Source organism: Methylobacterium sp. Ger2507 (assembly GCF_055231875.1).
Genome location: NZ_JBUYVC010000001.1, coordinates 2,140,428 through 2,156,730, shown reverse-complemented (window position 1 = coordinate 2,156,730; position 16,303 = coordinate 2,140,428). Strand labels below are relative to the sequence as shown.

Annotated in this window: 12 protein-coding genes; 3 read left to right on the top strand and 9 right to left on the bottom strand. The window is 65.5% G+C overall.

Annotated elements, in window-relative coordinates:
- Nucleotides 1-12: 12 nt before the first annotated feature.
- Complete coding sequence (locus tag ACV7NL_RS10000) at nt 13-2,559, bottom strand: autotransporter family protein (protein WP_463355566.1); 2,547 nt, start codon at nt 2,557-2,559, stop codon at nt 13-15.
- 26 nt (nt 2,560-2,585) lie between these two features.
- Complete coding sequence (locus ACV7NL_RS09995) at nt 2,586-3,122, bottom strand: phosphatase PAP2 family protein (protein ID WP_463355565.1); 537 nt, start codon at nt 3,120-3,122, stop codon at nt 2,586-2,588.
- Between the two features lie 1,036 nt (nt 3,123-4,158).
- Here ACV7NL_RS09995 and ACV7NL_RS09990 point away from each other — a divergent pair.
- The 3 genes from ACV7NL_RS09990 (at nt 4,159) to mtnA (ending at nt 8,150) form a co-directional block, all read left to right on the top strand.
- The gene (locus tag ACV7NL_RS09990; RefSeq protein ID WP_463355564.1) at nt 4,159-5,532 is read left to right on the top strand and encodes an MFS transporter; all 1,374 of its coding nucleotides are present in this window, start codon (nt 4,159-4,161) and stop codon (nt 5,530-5,532) included.
- Nucleotides 5,533-5,734: 202 nt separating this feature from the next.
- On the top strand, nt 5,735-6,907 hold the full coding sequence (locus tag ACV7NL_RS09985; RefSeq protein WP_463355563.1) for a phosphoserine transaminase: 1,173 nt from the start codon (nt 5,735-5,737) through the stop codon (nt 6,905-6,907).
- Nucleotides 6,908-7,052: 145 nt separating this feature from the next.
- A complete protein-coding gene (mtnA, locus tag ACV7NL_RS09980; protein WP_463355562.1) occupies nt 7,053-8,150 on the top strand; it encodes an S-methyl-5-thioribose-1-phosphate isomerase in 1,098 nt (365 codons plus the stop codon).
- Between the two features lie 4 nt (nt 8,151-8,154).
- On the opposite strand, the gene ACV7NL_RS09975 is transcribed toward mtnA, so the two are convergent.
- The 7 genes from ACV7NL_RS09975 to ACV7NL_RS09945 all read right to left on the bottom strand — a co-directional run bounded on the left by ACV7NL_RS09975 (nt 8,155) and on the right by ACV7NL_RS09945 (nt 16,248).
- Nucleotides 8,155-9,150: a MaoC family dehydratase gene (locus tag ACV7NL_RS09975; RefSeq protein ID WP_463355561.1), complete on the bottom strand. Its 996-nt coding sequence runs from the start codon at nt 9,148-9,150 to the stop codon at nt 8,155-8,157.
- Nucleotides 9,151-9,254: 104 nt separating this feature from the next.
- Nucleotides 9,255-10,352, bottom strand: coding sequence for a redox-regulated ATPase YchF (ychF, locus tag ACV7NL_RS09970; RefSeq protein ID WP_056189579.1), 1,098 nt, complete (start codon nt 10,350-10,352; stop codon nt 9,255-9,257).
- Nucleotides 10,353-10,419: 67 nt separating this feature from the next.
- A complete protein-coding gene (gene pth / locus ACV7NL_RS09965) occupies nt 10,420-11,028 on the bottom strand; it encodes an aminoacyl-tRNA hydrolase (protein WP_463355560.1) in 609 nt (202 codons plus the stop codon).
- Between the two features lie 141 nt (nt 11,029-11,169).
- Complete coding sequence (locus ACV7NL_RS09960; protein WP_056478967.1) at nt 11,170-11,862, bottom strand: 50S ribosomal protein L25/general stress protein Ctc; 693 nt, start codon at nt 11,860-11,862, stop codon at nt 11,170-11,172.
- Nucleotides 11,863-12,289: 427 nt separating this feature from the next.
- Entirely contained in the window at nt 12,290-12,517 is a 228-nt protein-coding gene (locus ACV7NL_RS09955) for a hypothetical protein (RefSeq protein WP_463355559.1), read from the bottom strand.
- 493 nt (nt 12,518-13,010) lie between these two features.
- On the bottom strand, nt 13,011-15,764 hold the full coding sequence (gene mutS, locus ACV7NL_RS09950) for a DNA mismatch repair protein MutS (RefSeq protein ID WP_463355558.1): 2,754 nt from the start codon (nt 15,762-15,764) through the stop codon (nt 13,011-13,013).
- 181 nt (nt 15,765-15,945) lie between these two features.
- Complete coding sequence (locus ACV7NL_RS09945) at nt 15,946-16,248, bottom strand: hypothetical protein (RefSeq protein WP_463355557.1); 303 nt, start codon at nt 16,246-16,248, stop codon at nt 15,946-15,948.
- Nucleotides 16,249-16,303: the final 55 nt, after the last annotated feature.

Below are 16,303 nucleotides of genomic sequence, written 5' to 3'. Positions count from 1 at the left end.
CGGGCCGGGGGATCAGAAGCGCCAGACGAAGTTCCCCTTGACGGCCTGGTCCTGAGCCCGGCTGCCAGTCTGGCCGGTATAGGCCACGCCCAGGCTGGCATTCGGTGCCACCGCGACGTCCAGGCCGACTTCGGCCACGAACGCGTCCCGGTCGATCGGCACGCCCGCGCTGAGGAAGGCCGGACCGGTGGCGAAGGTCAGCAGCGCCTTCGGCACCACGTCCCCGAACGCCCGCCGGTAGCCCGCGAGACCCCGCACCGTCACCGGCAAGCCCAGCCCGAGATCCAGGCCCGTCTGTCCCCGCACGCCCACCGTGGTGGCGCCGACGCCGTAATCCGCCGCCGCGCCCGCCAGTGCGGCCGCGCCGCCCGTCTCCGCGAAGGCATCGCGCCGGACGCCCACATAGGCTCCGCCCACGAAGGGCTCGACATAGGTCGCCACCAGCGGCACGCCGGCACCGGTCCCGCCATCCTTCGACACCAGCACCGCCGCGATCGGCGCTCCCAGCGCAATCTTCCAGCCGATCTCGCCAAAACCCTGGACCGTGTAGCCGCCGCCGTGGCCGCCCAGCGTGCTCGACAGCCCGTACGGCACCGCCCGTCGGGTGCGCGTGTCGGTGCCGGCATAGATCGCGCCCAGCCGCAGCGAAAGCGGGCCGACCGCGTAGCCGCCATAGACGCCGCCGAACCCGCTCTTGAGCGCGGCGCTCTCCGCGTCCCTGGTGCCGCCGGCTCGTCCGGCGCTGTCCAGGTAGGCCTCGGTGTAGCCGCCAACCACGCCCAGGCGCAGGCCGCTCGGCAGTTGCAGGTCCGCACCGGTGGCGAAGCCGGCGATCTGCCGGTTCATATCGAAGGCGTTGCCGCCGCCCTTCGCGCTGCCGAACGCGCCGAAGCCCTGGCCCCAGAGCCCGACCACCTGCGGGTCCAGGATCCGCATGGGCACGCTCGCCACCGCCGGCGAGCGGCCCGGCAGATCGGCCGTGTAGGCGGACGGCAGGGTGCCGTAATCCAGGCCGGTGCCGGGATTGCCCCAGCGCAGGCGGTCGAGGACCGCTTCACGCACGAAGAAGGCGGTCTCGTAGGCGGTGGAGACGGTGCTGGCATGGATGCCGCCCGCGAGGGCACGGAAGCCGCCCGCGGCCTCCGAGGCGGTGAACCCTACGGCAGCGTCGTAGATCCGGCCCGTCCCGGCCGCCTGGATCGCGTTGGCGACCGCCATGCCGTTGCGGGAGGTGGCGCTCGCGGCGAACGGCACGTCGTTGCGGGTGAGCGTCAGGTCGACGTCGGACAGGCTGTAACGAAGGGTCGGGGTCAGGAAGGCGAGGTTCGAGGTCACCCCGGCGAACTGGCCCGAGACGCCGCCCGCGGCGGTGAGGATCGTGTAGGTGGTGCGGGGGTTGTAGGCACCGGAGGCGGCCAGCACCTGAACGGTGCCGCCCGACAGCGTCGCCTGACCTCCGGCCGCGATCCGGTCCGCCTGCCCGGCGGCATTGGCCTCGACCTGATAGGTGGCTCCGGCCGCGAAGGCGACGTTTCCGGCCACGGACAGAGTCCCGATGGAATTGCCCGGCGCGACGGTACCGCCCGACAGCGCCGTCACGGTCCCGATCGTCCCCGTGCCCCCGAGGCTCGCCCCGGAGCCGACCATGACGGGCGCGTTCGCGAACGATCCGTTGACCGCGAGACCACCTTCCAGCACCGAGAGGGGACCGGAAAGGGTGCCGCTTCCGGTGAGGGTCAGCCGACCGGCATTGATCTTGGTCAGGCGGCCGGTGCCGTTGATGGTGTTGGCCATGGTGGCATCCGCGGCCTGATCGAGGATGACGACGGCGTTGTCGGTGATCGTCCCCGTACCGAAGGCGCGGGCCTGTCCGATGAGCGTACCCCCGAGGACGGTCGTCCCACCCGCGTAGGTGTTGTTGCCGCTCAGCGCGAGGGTGCCGGTGCCGTCCTTGGTCAATGAGCCGGACCCGCCGATATCATTGCCCCAGTTGTCATAAGCCGAGAACCCGCCCTTGGCCGCATCCATGACGACCCGGATCGGGCCGTTGAACGCACCGTATCCGTCGGCGGCCGCAAACAGGTTCAGCCGGGCCCAGCCGCTGCCGTCATCGAGGGGTTGACCCGAGGCGAGTTCGGTGGTCGCGAGCACGTCGCGGCGCTGTTCGGCGCTGAGATAGGGAAAACGGGTGGCCAGGAGGACCTCGGCGCCCACCGGGACCACCGGCGCGAGGTCGGTGGGGCCGACCGGACTCAGGCCATAGGTCAGCGTGTTTTCGTAGAAAGCCTTGTTCTTCGCCTTGTCGCTGTACTCGTTCGGGCTCTGCGCGGCGCACTCCCCGGCGCCGAGGCCGCATTGCGCCCGGATATAGCTGTTCAGCGCCTGGGCAGATTGCGCGACGGTTGCCGCAAAATCTTCGCCGGGCTGCAGATAGCCGGGCGTATTGTTCAGGAGCTTCGTGGTTTCCTGGAAGGCGAGAATCCGGCCGCCGATGACGTCGAGGGCATAGTGCACGCCGAGCACGAGGCGGCTGTTCTTGAACTCGGCCGCTTTCGTCAACGAACGCTGGTAGAGTTCCGGTACCATCACCGCGTAGAGGAGGGCGTTGGTGTTGGCGGCGAACGCTGGTAGAGTTCCGGTACCATCACCGCGTAGAGGAGGGCGTTGGTGTTGGCGGCGGTCGAGTGTCCGCTGGGAAAGGCCGCCGAATTGCTGCTCTGAACCAGGCCGTAGCGCGGGTCGAGCTTGATCTCGCTGCTGACCTGGAACGGCCTCGGATTGCCCTGGGAATTGGGAACGCCCGGCTGAGTCAGGCCGAAGACCGTGCCGTAGGTGTTGATGGCTCCATAGTACAATTTGAGCACGCCGCTATCACCGCCGACGCGGCCGTTGGCGGTCTTCGAGATGAAGTCGAGCGCGTTGCCGACCGGGGTCGGGCTGCCGCTCGGGACCGCCTGCAGGAAATTGGCGGCCTTCGTCCCGAAGAAGCGGAGATCGTAGCTGTTGGCATCGATCACCGCCTTGTCGAATCGCGCCGGGCTGGCGCTACGATTGAACTCGATCGTGCGCTGCAAGCTCTCCAGATAGGTCTTCCGCGGAAGGCTCAAGATGCCGTTCAGCACCTGGGCCCCCTCCCGCTGCGGTAGCGTGTTCAAGCTTTGCGCTTGCGCCGGACTGAAGGAAGCAGCCAGCACAAGTGCGGACACGCCAGACATACGAAGAAGCATTGTAGTCTCTTTCTCAGATCAAGTTTTATTCTGTTTCCGGGGATGGCGTGCAGCGTTTGGAGATATTTTCTGATCGTAAAATATTTTATACTGATATAGATTTGTCTATAAGAAAATCTTGGTATGGAATTTGTCTAGCGAACATTTGTGAAACGCTGGTGACGGTCGACAAAAGACCGTGGAGGCTCGGGCGCCGAAAGTACCGTCTGGGCGATAGTCTGGCGTTTGTGGCCGCTTGAACCGTGGGCTTCGGCGCCCGTATCGCCTCGCGGGCGCGGCAAACGTCGCGGCTGGAGAATGCGCGCAGGAATTGCCGCGCGGGTCCGGCATCCGAGCCATGCCGAGCGCGCATCGATCATGCGATCAAGCGGGATCGAACGAAGGTTTGGCGCAGGCCCATCGCCACAATCTCCACACGCCTGTCGAACGGCGCAGGCATTCTTAACGCCGTGATCTTTCCTTCGGTGACGCTGTCACCAGAAATGATCAAACAGAACATCGAAAGACAAACCCGACACTTGGTTCGACGATCGATTGTCGACGATCTTTGATCAGGCGTCTGGTTTGTGACTCGACCCGGACGAACCCGAGAGCGGCAGAGCGCACAACAGGACGGATACGCGCGGAATTGCTGAACCAGGATCAATAGAACGCGGCCGAGTCGAGAACACGACAATCCTCGCCCCCTTCGAGCGGGCTATTTCTCACGTGCAAACCTGCTATACACATGACAGTTCAGCCTATAGGCATGGCCGGAACGGCGATGCATCCGGACCGCTCTGCGCAATCCGATCTCGCGGATTCTCGATGTCGGATAGCCCTCACCGACTGTGCGGCCCCGATTCCATGATGGGTTTCCCACCCCAACGGCGCGCCAATCGGGACGACATCGCATCCGTCGGTTCCGCATATCGAGCAGGACAAGGTGGGGATGCCTGAAGGACCGGAAAGCGAGCGCCGTTTCTGGCTGCTCCTGCTCGTATCGACCGGCGCGTTCATGCAGGCCGTCGATGCCACGATCGTCAATGCCGCGATTCCGATCATCGCGTCCGCGTTTTCGACCGTCCCGCTGGAACTGCATCCGGTCCTCACGGCCTATGTTCTGACGCTGGCCGTCTGTATTCCGGCGACACCGTGGCTGTGCGAGCGCTACGGAACGAAGCGCATCTTCGGCGGCGCGATCGTCGTCTTCACCGCCGCCTCCCTTCTCTGCGGGCTCGCCACGAGCGTGTCACAGCTGGTCGCCGCTCGGGTCCTTCAGGGGATCGGTGGCGCCGCCCTCCTTCCCGTCGGCCGATATGTCATGGTCCGCAGCATTGATCCGAAGAGGCTGATCGCGTCGATCAGCACCGTCGCGACGGTGGGACTGGTCGGAGCCACGATCGGACCGTTCGCGGGCGGGTTTCTGGCGCAGTACATCTCCTGGCGCATGGTGTTCTTCATCAATGTCCCGATCGGGATCTTCGCGCTGATCGTCAACAATCGGCACATGATCGACGTCCGGGCGGTCGCGTGGAAACGGTTCGACACCCTTGGCTTCGCTCTCTTCGGAGCGGGATCGGTCCTGCTCCTCTACGGCTCCGAGACCGTGGTGGCGTCCCGGTGGCAAGGGGTGACCGGCTTGGCCGGCGCGATCGTCCTGTTCGCGATCTACATCGCCTGCAGCCGACACTGTCGGCATCCTCTGGTCGACCTCGCACTGTTCCGGGTGCGCAGCGTTGCGGTCGCGATGGCGGGAAACCTGCTCGCACGGCTCGGAATCTCCGGCCTGTTCTTGATACAGGTGATCTTCCTTCAGGTCGGTTGCGCATGGTCGCCCGCGGAAGCGGGCCTGATGCTTGTTCCGCAAGCGATCGGATCGATCGTTGCCAAACGGTTGGTTGATCGACTGCTGGTCCGCTACGGATACAAACCGTTCCTGCTGGTGAACACGACGCTCGTGGCCTTATCGGTCGGCGGATTCGCAGCATTGAGCCCAAGCACGGGCGCCCTGGTTCTCACCGTTTACATGTTTCTCTACGGCTGCCTCACAGGGCTTCAATACACCGTGATGAACACGCTGATTTATACCGATATTCGTGAGCACGATATCGCCATGGCGTCTTCCATGGCATCGACGATGCAGTATTTTTCGATGAGCCTTGGAATCGCCATCGCAACGCTGCTGATGAATGCCTTCCTGCTCGACGAAACGCCGCTGGGTTACGTTCATGCCTTTCGCGAGACCGTCGTCATTCTAGGAATTGTCACGTTTCTGGCGGGCGGCATCTTCGCGACCTTGCCCAACCGGGCTGCACAGCCTTGAGGCGGGCGCGAAGTCGGGGCGGCCTCGTCTCGGCCCGGGCCGCCGGCACTCCCCGGCGCTGCGGTGCCGCCCGGCCCTGGTCGAGTGTCGGTTCGCCCATCGGCGGTCCGGCGAGCGCTTGCGTCCGGTGCGACGCGGGTCCATTGGCGTCTCCGGGCCACTCCTCCCCGCCTAGGAGCTCTCATCTGGAAGGATGACGTCCGTGACCAACCGACCCGCCACGCGCCCCCGCGTGCCGAACTTCTCCTCCGGCCCCTGCACCAAGCGTCCCGGCTGGAGCCTCGACGCCCTCTCGGACGCGCCGCTCGGCCGCTCGCATCGTTCGGCCGTCGGCAAGGCCAAGCTCGCCGAGGCGATCGACCTGACCCGCACCGTGCTGCAGGTGCCGGCCGATTACCGGATCGGCATCGTGCCGGCCTCCGACACCGGCGCCGTGGAGATGGCGATGTGGTCGATGCTCGGTCCGAAGACCGTCGAGGTCGTGGCCTGGGAGGCGTTCGGCCTGGAATGGGTCACCGACGCCCTGAAGGAACTCAAGATCGCGCCGCGCGTCCATGTCGGCGCCTACGGAATCCTGCCCGACCTGTCGGCGGTGGATACGCGGCACAACGACGTCATCTTCACCTGGAACGGCACCGCCGCCGGCGTTCGCGTGCCGAACGGCGACTGGATCGCCGCCGACCGCGAGGGCATCACCATCTGCGACGCCACCTCGGCGGCCTTCGCGATGCCGCTCGACTGGGCCAAGCTCGATGTCGTCACCTTCTCCTGGCAGAAGGTTATGGGCGGCGAGGCCGCGCACGGCATGATCGTGCTCTCCCCCCGCGCCGTCGCCCGCATCGAGGGCAACGTCCCGGCCTGGCCCGTGCCGAAGGTGTTCCGCCTGGCCAAGGACGGCAAGCTCATCGAGGGCATCTTCAAGGGCGACACCATCAACACGCCCTCGATGCTGGCGGTCGAGGATTATCTCGACACCCTGAAATGGGCCGAGCGAATCGGCGGCCTCCCGGCGCTGCATGCCCGGGCCGACGCCAATGCCCGAATCATCCACGACTGGGTGGCACGCACGCCCTGGATCGACCACCTCGCGGCCGATGCCGGCACCTACAGCAACACGGGCGTCTGCCTCGTCATCGCCGATCCCGACGTGCTGGCGCTCGGTGATGCCGCCGTCGGCGCCGTCGCCAAGGGCATCGCCGACACCCTCGACCGGGACGGCATCGCGTACGACATCGGCGCCTATCGCGACGCCCCCGCCGGCTTGCGGATCTGGTGCGGCGGCACGGTCGAGCGCTCGGATCTCGAGGCCCTGACGCCGTGGCTCGATTGGGCCTTTGCCCAGGAGAAAGCGAAGCTGCTCGCGCGGGCGGCGTAGACCCCGCGACCGCGACGCGACGCTCATGTATACCACGCCCCTGAAAGGCGCTGGTATACAGGCGACGGATTCCTCGTGAACCTCCGTCGCCCGCCTCTCTCGATAGGGCGGCTCGGCCCGGCCCACCCGCACCCGGACACGCTGCATGAAGATCGACGGCAAGCCCTACCGCACCATCTTCCCCGCCGAGGACGCCGCCTCCGTGGCGGTGATCGATCAGACCCGCCTGCCTTTCGCTTTTGAGCTCAAGACCTTAGCGACCCTGGACGATGCCGCCGTGGCGATCCGCACCATGGTGGTGCGCGGCGCGCCGCTGATCGGCGTCACCGCCGCCTACGGTCTCGCCCTCGGCTTGCGGGCCGACGCCACCGAGGCAGGCCTCGACCATGCCGTCGACCGTCTCGCCGCGACCCGCCCCACCGCGATCAACCTTCGCTGGGCCCTCGACCGGGTCGCCGCCAAGCTCCGCACCGTGCCGGAAGCCGACCGCGCCGCCTTCGCCTATGCCGAAGCCGGGCGCATCGCGGAGGAAGATGTCGCGAGCTGCCACGCCATCGGGGTGCACGGCGCCGTGATCCTGAGCGATCTGCATCGCGAAAAAGGCAGGCCGATCAACGTGTTGACCCATTGCAACGCGGGCTGGCTCGCGACGGTGGATTGGGGCACCGCTCTGGCGCCGATCTATGTGGCGCACGATGCCGGCGTGCCGATCCATGTCTTCGTCGACGAAACCCGCCCCCGCAACCAAGGTGCGGCGCTCACCGCCTTCGAACTCAACGGTCACGGCGTCCCGCATACCGTCATCGCCGACAATGCCGGCGGGCATCTGATGCAGCACGGCGCGATCGACATCTGCATCGTCGGTTCGGATCGCACGACCTCATCGGGCGACGTCTGCAACAAGATCGGCACGTACTTGAAGGCGCTCGCCGCCAGCGACAATCACGTGCCGTTCTACGCGGCTCTGCCCTTCTCGACGATCGACTGGACCCTCGATGACGGCGTGCGGGAGATCCCGATCGAGGAACGCGATGGTCGCGAGGTCACCCACCTGACGGGCCGTCTGGCCGATGGCGGCTTCGGCACCATCGAAGTGGTCTCGCCCGGAAGCCCGGTCGCCAATCCGGCCTTCGACGTGACGCCGGGCCGCCTCGTCACCGGGATCATCACCGAGCGCGGCGTCGCGTCGGCCGATTCCGAGGGCCTGCTGTCGCTCTATCCGGAGCGCCGCAAGGCCGCCTGAGGCGTCACGCCCCAGGCGCCCACTGCCAGAAAACCGAGCCGGTGAAGGAAAAAACCGTTTCACCGCGCTGGTTTACGCCGACGTTCTGGTGGGTCGCGAGCCCCCAGCCCGGTCGTGAGGCGGTGGCCCGCTTGTCCACCAGGGTGCAGGTGTAGCGGATCGTGTCGCCGGCATAGACCGGCGCGAGCCAGCGCATATCGCGAAACCCCGGGGACGGCCCGAGTTGCGGCACCGGGCCGGTGCGGGCGGTATGGACGACGTCGCGGCCACGGGTGATGTGGAGACGCTTCATCCAGGCGGCCGCCGTATGCCAACCGGAGGCGCAAAGCCCCCCGAAATGCGTCTGCCGGGCCGCCTCGGGGTCGAGGTGGAAGGCTTGCGGGTCGTAGGTCCGGGCAAAGGCCATGACGGCCTCCGGCGTGAACCGATGCGCCCCAAGTTCCCGGGCCGCGCCAAGGGGCGCCGTTTCCAGGAAGCACAAGGGTTCGGCGTCAGCGGACTCGATGAGAGGTGCGTCGTCCGGCGCTTCGACCGTGCGTGGCGGCAGCGGTGTCGCTCCGCGACGGGCAAACATCACCGTGAAGTTCTGGGTCATCACCGGCTCGCCATCCTGGTTCAGGATGGTCATCGCAAAGACGACGAAGCCGCGATCCGGCTTGGTGTTGGATGCCCGGCACGACTCGACGCGAACCGATATGCTGAGGGCATCCCCCGGCAGGACAGGCCGGAGCCAGCGAAGTTCGGCGATCCCGGGCGAGCCCATCGAGGTCGCCCCGCCGAACGCATGCCGCTGAAGGAGCCGCATGCCGAACCCGGCGGTCTGCCATCCAGAGCCGATCAGCCGACCCACGAACGTCGCCTGGGCCGCCTCGGCATCGAGATGGAACGGCTGCGGATCGAATTCCGCCGAGAAAGCGACGATCTCGGCCTCGGTGACCGTCAAAGAGCCACCGTCGATCACCATCCCGGGGGTGAAGTCTTCGAAGGTGATGCCGGGCATGCGGGGCCTCTCTGGCGTTGAACGTCTTCGCGCCTGGACGACGCGAAACCGACGCCGCTCCGCAGAGTGGCACCCGTTTCGCACGCGATCCGGCCTGGATTGGCTCAGTTGGCGAAGCGGAAGTGCAGGACGTCACCGTCCTGGACCACGTACTCCTTGCCCTCGAGGCGGAACTTACCGGCTTCCTTCGCACCGCTCTCACCCTTCAGGGTGGTGTAATCGTTGAAGGCGATGGTCTCGGCCCGGATGAAGCCCTTCTCGAAATCCGTGTGGATCACGCCTGCGGCCGCGGGCGCACGGGTGCCCTTTTCGATGGTCCAGGCGCGCGCTTCCTTCGGACCCACGGTGAAGTAGGTGATGAGTCCGAGAAGTTCGTAGCCGGCGCGGATCACGCGATTCAGCCCGGGCTCCGCGAGGCCGACCGCCTCCAGAAAATCTCCCTGGTCGGCCAGCGGCATCACCGCGATCTCACTCTCGATCTTGGCCGAAACTACCACCGCCTTGGCGCCCTCCGCCTTCGCGCGGGCCATCACCGCTTCAGAATAGGCATTGCCCTTGTCGGCATCGCCCTCGTCGACATTGCAGACGTAGAGGACAGGCTTGGCTGTCATCAGACCGAGGCTCTGGAAGAGCTTCTCCTCGTCGGGCTTGCGCTGGACCAGACGGGCCGGCTTGCCCTCGCGCAGCAGCGGCAGGGCGCGCTGGACGAGGTCGAGTGTTTCCTTGGCCTCCTTGTCGGCACCCTTGGCCTTCTTCTCCAGAGCGATGACGCGCTTTTCCAGGCTATCGAGGTCCGCAAGCATCAACTCGGTCTCGATGGTCTCGATATCGGCAGCCGGATCGACCTTGCCCTCGACATGGGTCACGTCGCCGTCGGTGAAGCAGCGAACGACATGGGCGATGGCATCGACCTCGCGGATATTGGCTAGGAACTGGTTGCCGAGGCCCTCGCCCTTCGATGCGCCGCGCACGAGGCCGGCGATGTCCACGAAGGTGAGACGCGTCGGGATGATCTCCTTCGAGGCGGCGATCTTGGCCAGATCATCAAGGCGCGCGTCCGGCACCGCCACCTCGCCGACATTCGGCTCGATGGTGCAGAACGGGTAGTTCGCCGCCTGAGCGGCGGCCGTCTGCGTCAGCGCGTTGAAGAGGGTCGACTTGCCGACGTTCGGCAGGCCGACGATGCCGCATTTAAAGCCCATGGGTCACCTGTCCGTTCGCGAAGCCGACCGCAGCCGGCCTGCGTGAAATCCGATGTCGCTGCCGCGGTCAATCGCGGGCGTTAACCTGCTTGACGTCGTCCCAGCCCCGTCCCGCCATGGCGAGGTGGACCTTGTTCTGGAAGCTCGTATCCTCGCCGGCCGCCAGGAGCGGCGCCTGGTCTGCCACCGCCCGGCAGAGGTCGTCGACCCAGGCTTCCTCGCCCTTACCGAAGTCGTTGAGCACATAGGCGTGTACGAGGGCCTTGTCTCCTGGGTGCCCGATACCGAGGCGGACACGCCGGTAATCGTTGCCGCATTGCGCGGTGATCGAGCGCAGGCCGTTATGACCCGCATTGCCGCCGCCGGTCTTCACCCGCAGCTTGGCCGGAGCGAGGTCGAGTTCGTCATGGAGCACGATCACGTCGGAGAGCGCGATCTTATAGAAGCGCTGAGCCTCCTGAACCGCGCGACCGGACTCGTTCATGAACGTCAGCGGTTTGAGGAGGATCGCACGCTCCGGCCCGAGCGCTACTTCGGCGATCTCACCCTGGAATTTGCGCCGCCACGGACCGGCCCGGTGGATACGGGCGACTTCGTCGAGGGCCAGGAAGCCGATGTTGTGTCGGTTCTTCGCGTAGCGAGGGCCGGGATTGCCGAGACCGACGATCAGGCGCATGGCGCGAATGGATCCCTGCGAGTTTGCGGCCGGACCCGCGAGAGTGAGCGGATGCCGGCGTAGGCCTCGAAATAGAGATGCCCCAGCCTGCTGGCCGGGGCACTGTCATGGATGACGTGAAGCCGGGCGCGAGCCCAGATTTCAGTCTTCCTTCTTCTCGTCTTCGGCAACGGCCTCGGCGGCCTCTTCCTCGGCCTTCTCGTCGGCAGCTTCGGCGGACTGCGCTTCGGCGATTGCAGCCTCCTCGGCCTCGACCTCGGCGCCGAGGACGGTCGGCGGTACGATGTTGGCGACGGTGGCGTCGGGCTCACCCGTGAAGGTCGCGCCAGCAGGGAGCTTCACATCGGTGATGTGGATCGCATCGCCGATCTCCCGACCCGTCAGGTCGATTTCGATGGCATCCGGAATCGCGTCAGGGGCGACTTCGAGGGCCAGGGTGTGGAGGACGACGTTGAGCGTGCCACCCTTCTGCTTGATGCCGGGCGCCGCATCTTCGTTGGCGAAGTGCACCGGGACCTCGACCGTGATCGACTGACCGGCGACGACGCGCAGGAAGTCGACATGGATCGGCACGCCGGTCACGGGATCGAGGTGGAAATCGCGCGGGATCGCACGGGTCTTCTTTCCGCCGGCGTTGATCTCGAACAGGGTGGTCTTGAAGCCACCAGCGTAGATCAGCGTGCGGATGCGGATGAGGTCGACCGCGATCGATTGCGGGGCCTGGCCGCCTCCGTAGATGACGGCGGGAACGTGACCCTGGCGACGAACGGCCCGGGCGGCCCCCTTGCCGACCCGGTCGCGTGCCACGGCCTCAAGCGTCTTGACTGCGCTCATGGCGTGATCCTTTTGCGTATGAGAATGAACGGAAAACGCGAAAGGCCGCCCGAAACGGACGGCCAAGCCCCGAATCCCGAAGCGCCCGTGCCTCCAAGGGTGTCTGGCGGGCGCTGGCGCGGCCTATACCCGCAAGTGCTTGCCGGCGCAACCGCTGGAGCAACACAGGTCATTCCATTCTGCAGGCAAGCGCCGGTCGCGCTTCCGTTGATCCATTGGGTAGCAAACCGCTCGCAAGAGCGTGGCCGCGCTCGTTCGAGGAAAGCGCGACATAATTCGGCGCCGGGAGAGACCGCTGACCAGGATTATGGTCAGAGGATCAGCCGATAAGATCGTGACCACCGATTGAGAATAGGCGCTCCGGCGAAGCGTCGTCCGCCGGAGCGCAGCCCTTCTCGATCGACGGCATATTCGAGCGAGATCGAGATTAGCGAACCGATGCCTCGGCCGTCTTCGCAACGAGCTGCCGAGTTGCCGGTGCACGCGGTGTGATGAACGGCGTGGTGATCAGTTCAGAAGCCGGACGCACGGTTGCCGTGGCGCGCGCCTGCTCACGATACACGGGAGGGGTGAGGTAGGTCCGGTCATCCGCCAACGCAGTGGTGATCAGGGTCAGAGATGCGAGTGCGCTTAGGACGATGGTACGGGTGGTCATCGTAAGCTTCCTTCGGAATTTCCGGGGCGACAGCCCCGTTCGACGATCCGAAGATATTTTGCACCGCATCATGATTTAAACAAATGGATTCAATATCGAATATTGATTCTATCGATTTCAATTTATGTGTTGGACCCGCCTCGGTATATGCAAACGCTCCGAAAACGGGGTGGGAATACGAAAAGGGCGATGCTGGCTATCGATTGTACACGATTGCCGCAGTGACGAACGCTCGCCCCTCACGACTGTGTTGAAAGCTATCCCAGCGCTGTATGCCGGCGTTTCGTGCCCCGATCACAAGCGGCAGAATAGCCGAAACAGGTGGGATCTCTGGAACTCGCTTCGCCACGAGGCACGGAACAATGGGCGCCGTATGAACATTTCTTTGCAGGTCGCCAATACTTTTTGCAAAACCTCCGACGTCGCTTTCTCAATCTGACTGACTTCCGCTCGGGCCGCCTGTCCCGATCCCCATGCGCGAACGGGAGCGGCGTCAATGCGGTCCGCTGCCGACGGCCTTGAGGCGGTACAAGGCCTCCAAAGCTTCGCGTGGCGTCAGCATGTCCGGGTCGATCGCATCGATGGCTGAACGCAGGACATCATCCGCAACCTCTAGAACGGGCTCCGGCATCGGCGGAGGAGCAAGGTTGGCGAAGAGCGGCAAGTCGTCGATCCGGGGGCGGGATGGCCGGTCCCGCTCCGCCTTCTCCAAGTGCTTCAGGATCGACCCTGCCCGCGCGATCACCCCGGCTGGAAGGCCAGCGAGGCGAGCAACCTGCAACCCATAGGAGCGTTCGGCCACACCCGACACCACCTCGTGCAGGAAGACGACCTCGCCCTTATGTTCGGCAACCCGAAGGGTCGCATTGTCGAGATGCGAGAGGCGTTGCCCAAGAGCGGTCAGTTCATGGAAGTGGGTCGCAAACAGGGCCCGGCAACCATTCTGTTCGTGCAGGTGCTCGAGGCAGGCCCACGCGATCGAAAGCCCGTCGAAGGTCGCCGTACCACGACCGATTTCGTCCAGGATGACGAGGGAGCGACGGGTCGCCTGATTCAGGATCGCAGCGGTCTCGACCATCTCGACCATGAACGTCGATTGACCACGGGCAAGATCGTCGGCGGCACCGACACGCGAAAACAGGCGGTCGACAAGCCCGAGCCGGACGCGGGCCGCCGGCACGAAGGCTCCGATCTGCGCCAGGACGGCGATGAGGGCGTTCTGGCGCAGGAAGGTGGACTTACCGCCCATGTTCGGACCAGTGATCAACCGGATGCGTCCACGCCCCTCCCCTGACAGGTCACAGTCGTTGGCAATGAACGGCGCTCCCGACGCGCGCAGGGCAGCCTCGACAACCGGATGTCTCCCACCCTCAACGACGAAGGCGTAGCTTTCATCGACAATTGGCCTGCGCCAGTCGCGCTCGACGGCCAACTCGGCATGCGAGGCCGCCACATCGAGGCGCGCCAGCGCCTCAGCCACATCCGCAATAGCGCTCGCCTGCTCCAGGACGCGCCCTGACAGGGCATCGAACACCGCATTCTCCAGGGTCAGCGCGCGGTCGGATGCGCCGGAAATGCGGCTCTCCAACTGCCCGAGTTCGACACTGGTGAACCGCATGGCGTCGACCATGGTCTGGCGATGGATGAAGGTCTCGCGCATTACCCCTTTGAGGCAGGCCTCGCCCACCCCCTGTGGGACTTCGATGTAGTACCCAAGCATGTTGTTATGCTTGATCCGAAGCGTACGGCAGCCCGTTTCTTCGGCGTAGCGCGTCTGCAAGGCAGCGATGACTTTGCGCGAATCCTGGCCGAGGAGGCGGTTCTCGTCGATCTCTGCGTCATAGCCGGCGCGGACGAAGCCGCCGTCCTGGCGCTTCAGTGGAAGATCCTCGGCGAGGGCCGCCCGCAATGTCTGCACAAGCTCGCCATCGACGAAAGCAAGACAGGTGGCTAGGGCCTTCAAATCCTCGGGAAGCCTCTCCAAGCCGTCGCAGCGGGTCGCGAGCTCCTGGGCAGCGTCCAGACCATCACGCAAGGCTGCCAAATCCCGCGGGCCACCCCGGCCGAGCCCGAGGCGCGACAAGGCGCGGGCAAGGTCAGGGGCACGGGCGAGGCTAGCGCGGAAGGCGGACCGGGTCGGCCCGTCCTCAGCCAGAAACTCGACAGCGGCGTGACGATGCCGGATCGCCTCAAGATCGGTCAACGGACCCGCCAGATGCTCGGCGAGCATCCGGGCGCCGCCCGCGGAGACGGTTCGATCGATGGCGTCGAGGAGGCTGCCCTTGCGCTCGCCCGACAGGGTCCGGGTGAGTTCGAGATTGGCCCGGGTCGAGGCATCGATGGACAGGGTCGCGCCAGCGCTTTCGCGCGACGGCGGCGACAAGGTCGGGCGAGCGCCAATCTGCGTACGCTCGATGTAAAGCAGGACCGCTCCTGCCGCTGCGATCTCGGCGCGGCCGAACTGCCCGAAGCCCTCGAGCGTCGAGACTCCGAATTGTGCCTTGATCCGCCGCTCCGCCGAAGAGGGCTCGAGTTCAGCTTGTGCGAGCGGCGTGACGGGAGCGGAGCATTCGCGCCAGAACCGGGTCAGAGCCGGATCGGCATGGATCGCTTCCGACATGACGATCTCGCGCGGATCGTGTCGGGCAATTGCGGAGGCAAGCTCGGCAGCCGGGACTTCACTGAGGGAAAACCGCCCGGTCGAGATATCGACTGCAGCCAACCCGTAAACCAAAGCAGTCTCACCAGCCTTGCGTCGGCCGATCGCCAACAGAACGTTGGCACGGGCGGGGTCAAGAAGACGATCCTCGGTGATGGTACCGGGCGTGACCAGGCGGACAACTTCCCGCCGAACCACGGATTTCGGGCCGCGCTTCTTCGCTTCGGCGGGATCTTCCGTCTGTGCGCAGACAGCCACGCGGTGGCCGAGCGCGATCAGGCGGCTAAGATAGTCGTCGGCGCGGTCCACCGGAACGCCGCACATCGGAATGTCGGCACCGCCATGCTTGCCGCGCTTTGTCAGAACGATGCCGAGCGCGCGCGAGGCGATCTCGGCATCTTCGAAGAACAACTCGTAGAAGTCGCCCATACGATAGAACAGGAGGCAATCGGTATTGGCCGCCTTGATCTCGATATACTGCGCCATCATCGGCGTGGCACCGGTCGTGTCGAGAACGGCAGCGCTCGTCGTGTAGTCTGAGGGGGCGGAGCCGGTCTTGGCGACGGATCGAGCGGGGCGCTGTGACATGGTCCCAGCATAGCAGACCTAGCTGGCAAGGATCAGCGCGGTAGCCCGTCTGGCCTGGGGAGAAAGCTGATACGTCTACGACCAGTGAGAACGCAGAGCCACGCATCGCCACATGAAAAGGGTCGGCCTGCCTGCGCAGACCGACCCTCGTCGAAGCCGATTGAAGGGACTGAAAGGGAACTCAGTAGCGCGGACCGCCCGTGGTGCTGCCCTTCTGCTGCTGGTAGCCGGGCTGCGAGGGGTTGCGCGAATTCGGATCGCTCATCATCCGCGAACGCGGCATGCGATGCATCCGGCGGTGATGACGATGATGGCGCATCCCATGGTGATGGCGCCGATAGGCGACCTGATCGAGCGCCTGATCACCTGCGACGGCAACGGCCGGAGCCGGCATAACAGGGGCGGCCGATGCGGATGTGAGCCCGAATGCACCGAGCAGAGTGCTGGCAGCCAGAGCGATCGCAAACTTGTTCATGAATTCCATCTTCCGTCAAAGCGCCACTTGCGCTGCGAGCGATCAAGTCCTTCGAAGTGAATCC

Coding starts and splice junctions, on each gene's coding strand:
- ACV7NL_RS09990 (WP_463355564.1), top strand. CDS start 4,159: ATGCCTGAAGGACCGGAAAGCGAGCGCCGTTTCTGGCTGCTCCTGCTC.
- mtnA (WP_463355562.1), top strand. CDS start 7,053: ATGAAGATCGACGGCAAGCCCTACCGCACCATCTTCCCCGCCGAGGAC.
- ACV7NL_RS09975 (WP_463355561.1), bottom strand. CDS start 9,150: ATGCCCGGCATCACCTTCGAAGACTTCACCCCCGGGATGGTGATCGAC.
- ychF (WP_056189579.1), bottom strand. CDS start 10,352: ATGGGCTTTAAATGCGGCATCGTCGGCCTGCCGAACGTCGGCAAGTCG.
- pth (WP_463355560.1), bottom strand. CDS start 11,028: ATGCGCCTGATCGTCGGTCTCGGCAATCCCGGCCCTCGCTACGCGAAG.
- ACV7NL_RS09960 (WP_056478967.1), bottom strand. CDS start 11,862: ATGAGCGCAGTCAAGACGCTTGAGGCCGTGGCACGCGACCGGGTCGGC.
- ACV7NL_RS09955 (WP_463355559.1), bottom strand. CDS start 12,517: ATGACCACCCGTACCATCGTCCTAAGCGCACTCGCATCTCTGACCCTG.
- mutS (WP_463355558.1), bottom strand. CDS start 15,764: ATGTCACAGCGCCCCGCTCGATCCGTCGCCAAGACCGGCTCCGCCCCC.
- ACV7NL_RS09945 (WP_463355557.1), bottom strand. CDS start 16,248: ATGGAATTCATGAACAAGTTTGCGATCGCTCTGGCTGCCAGCACTCTG.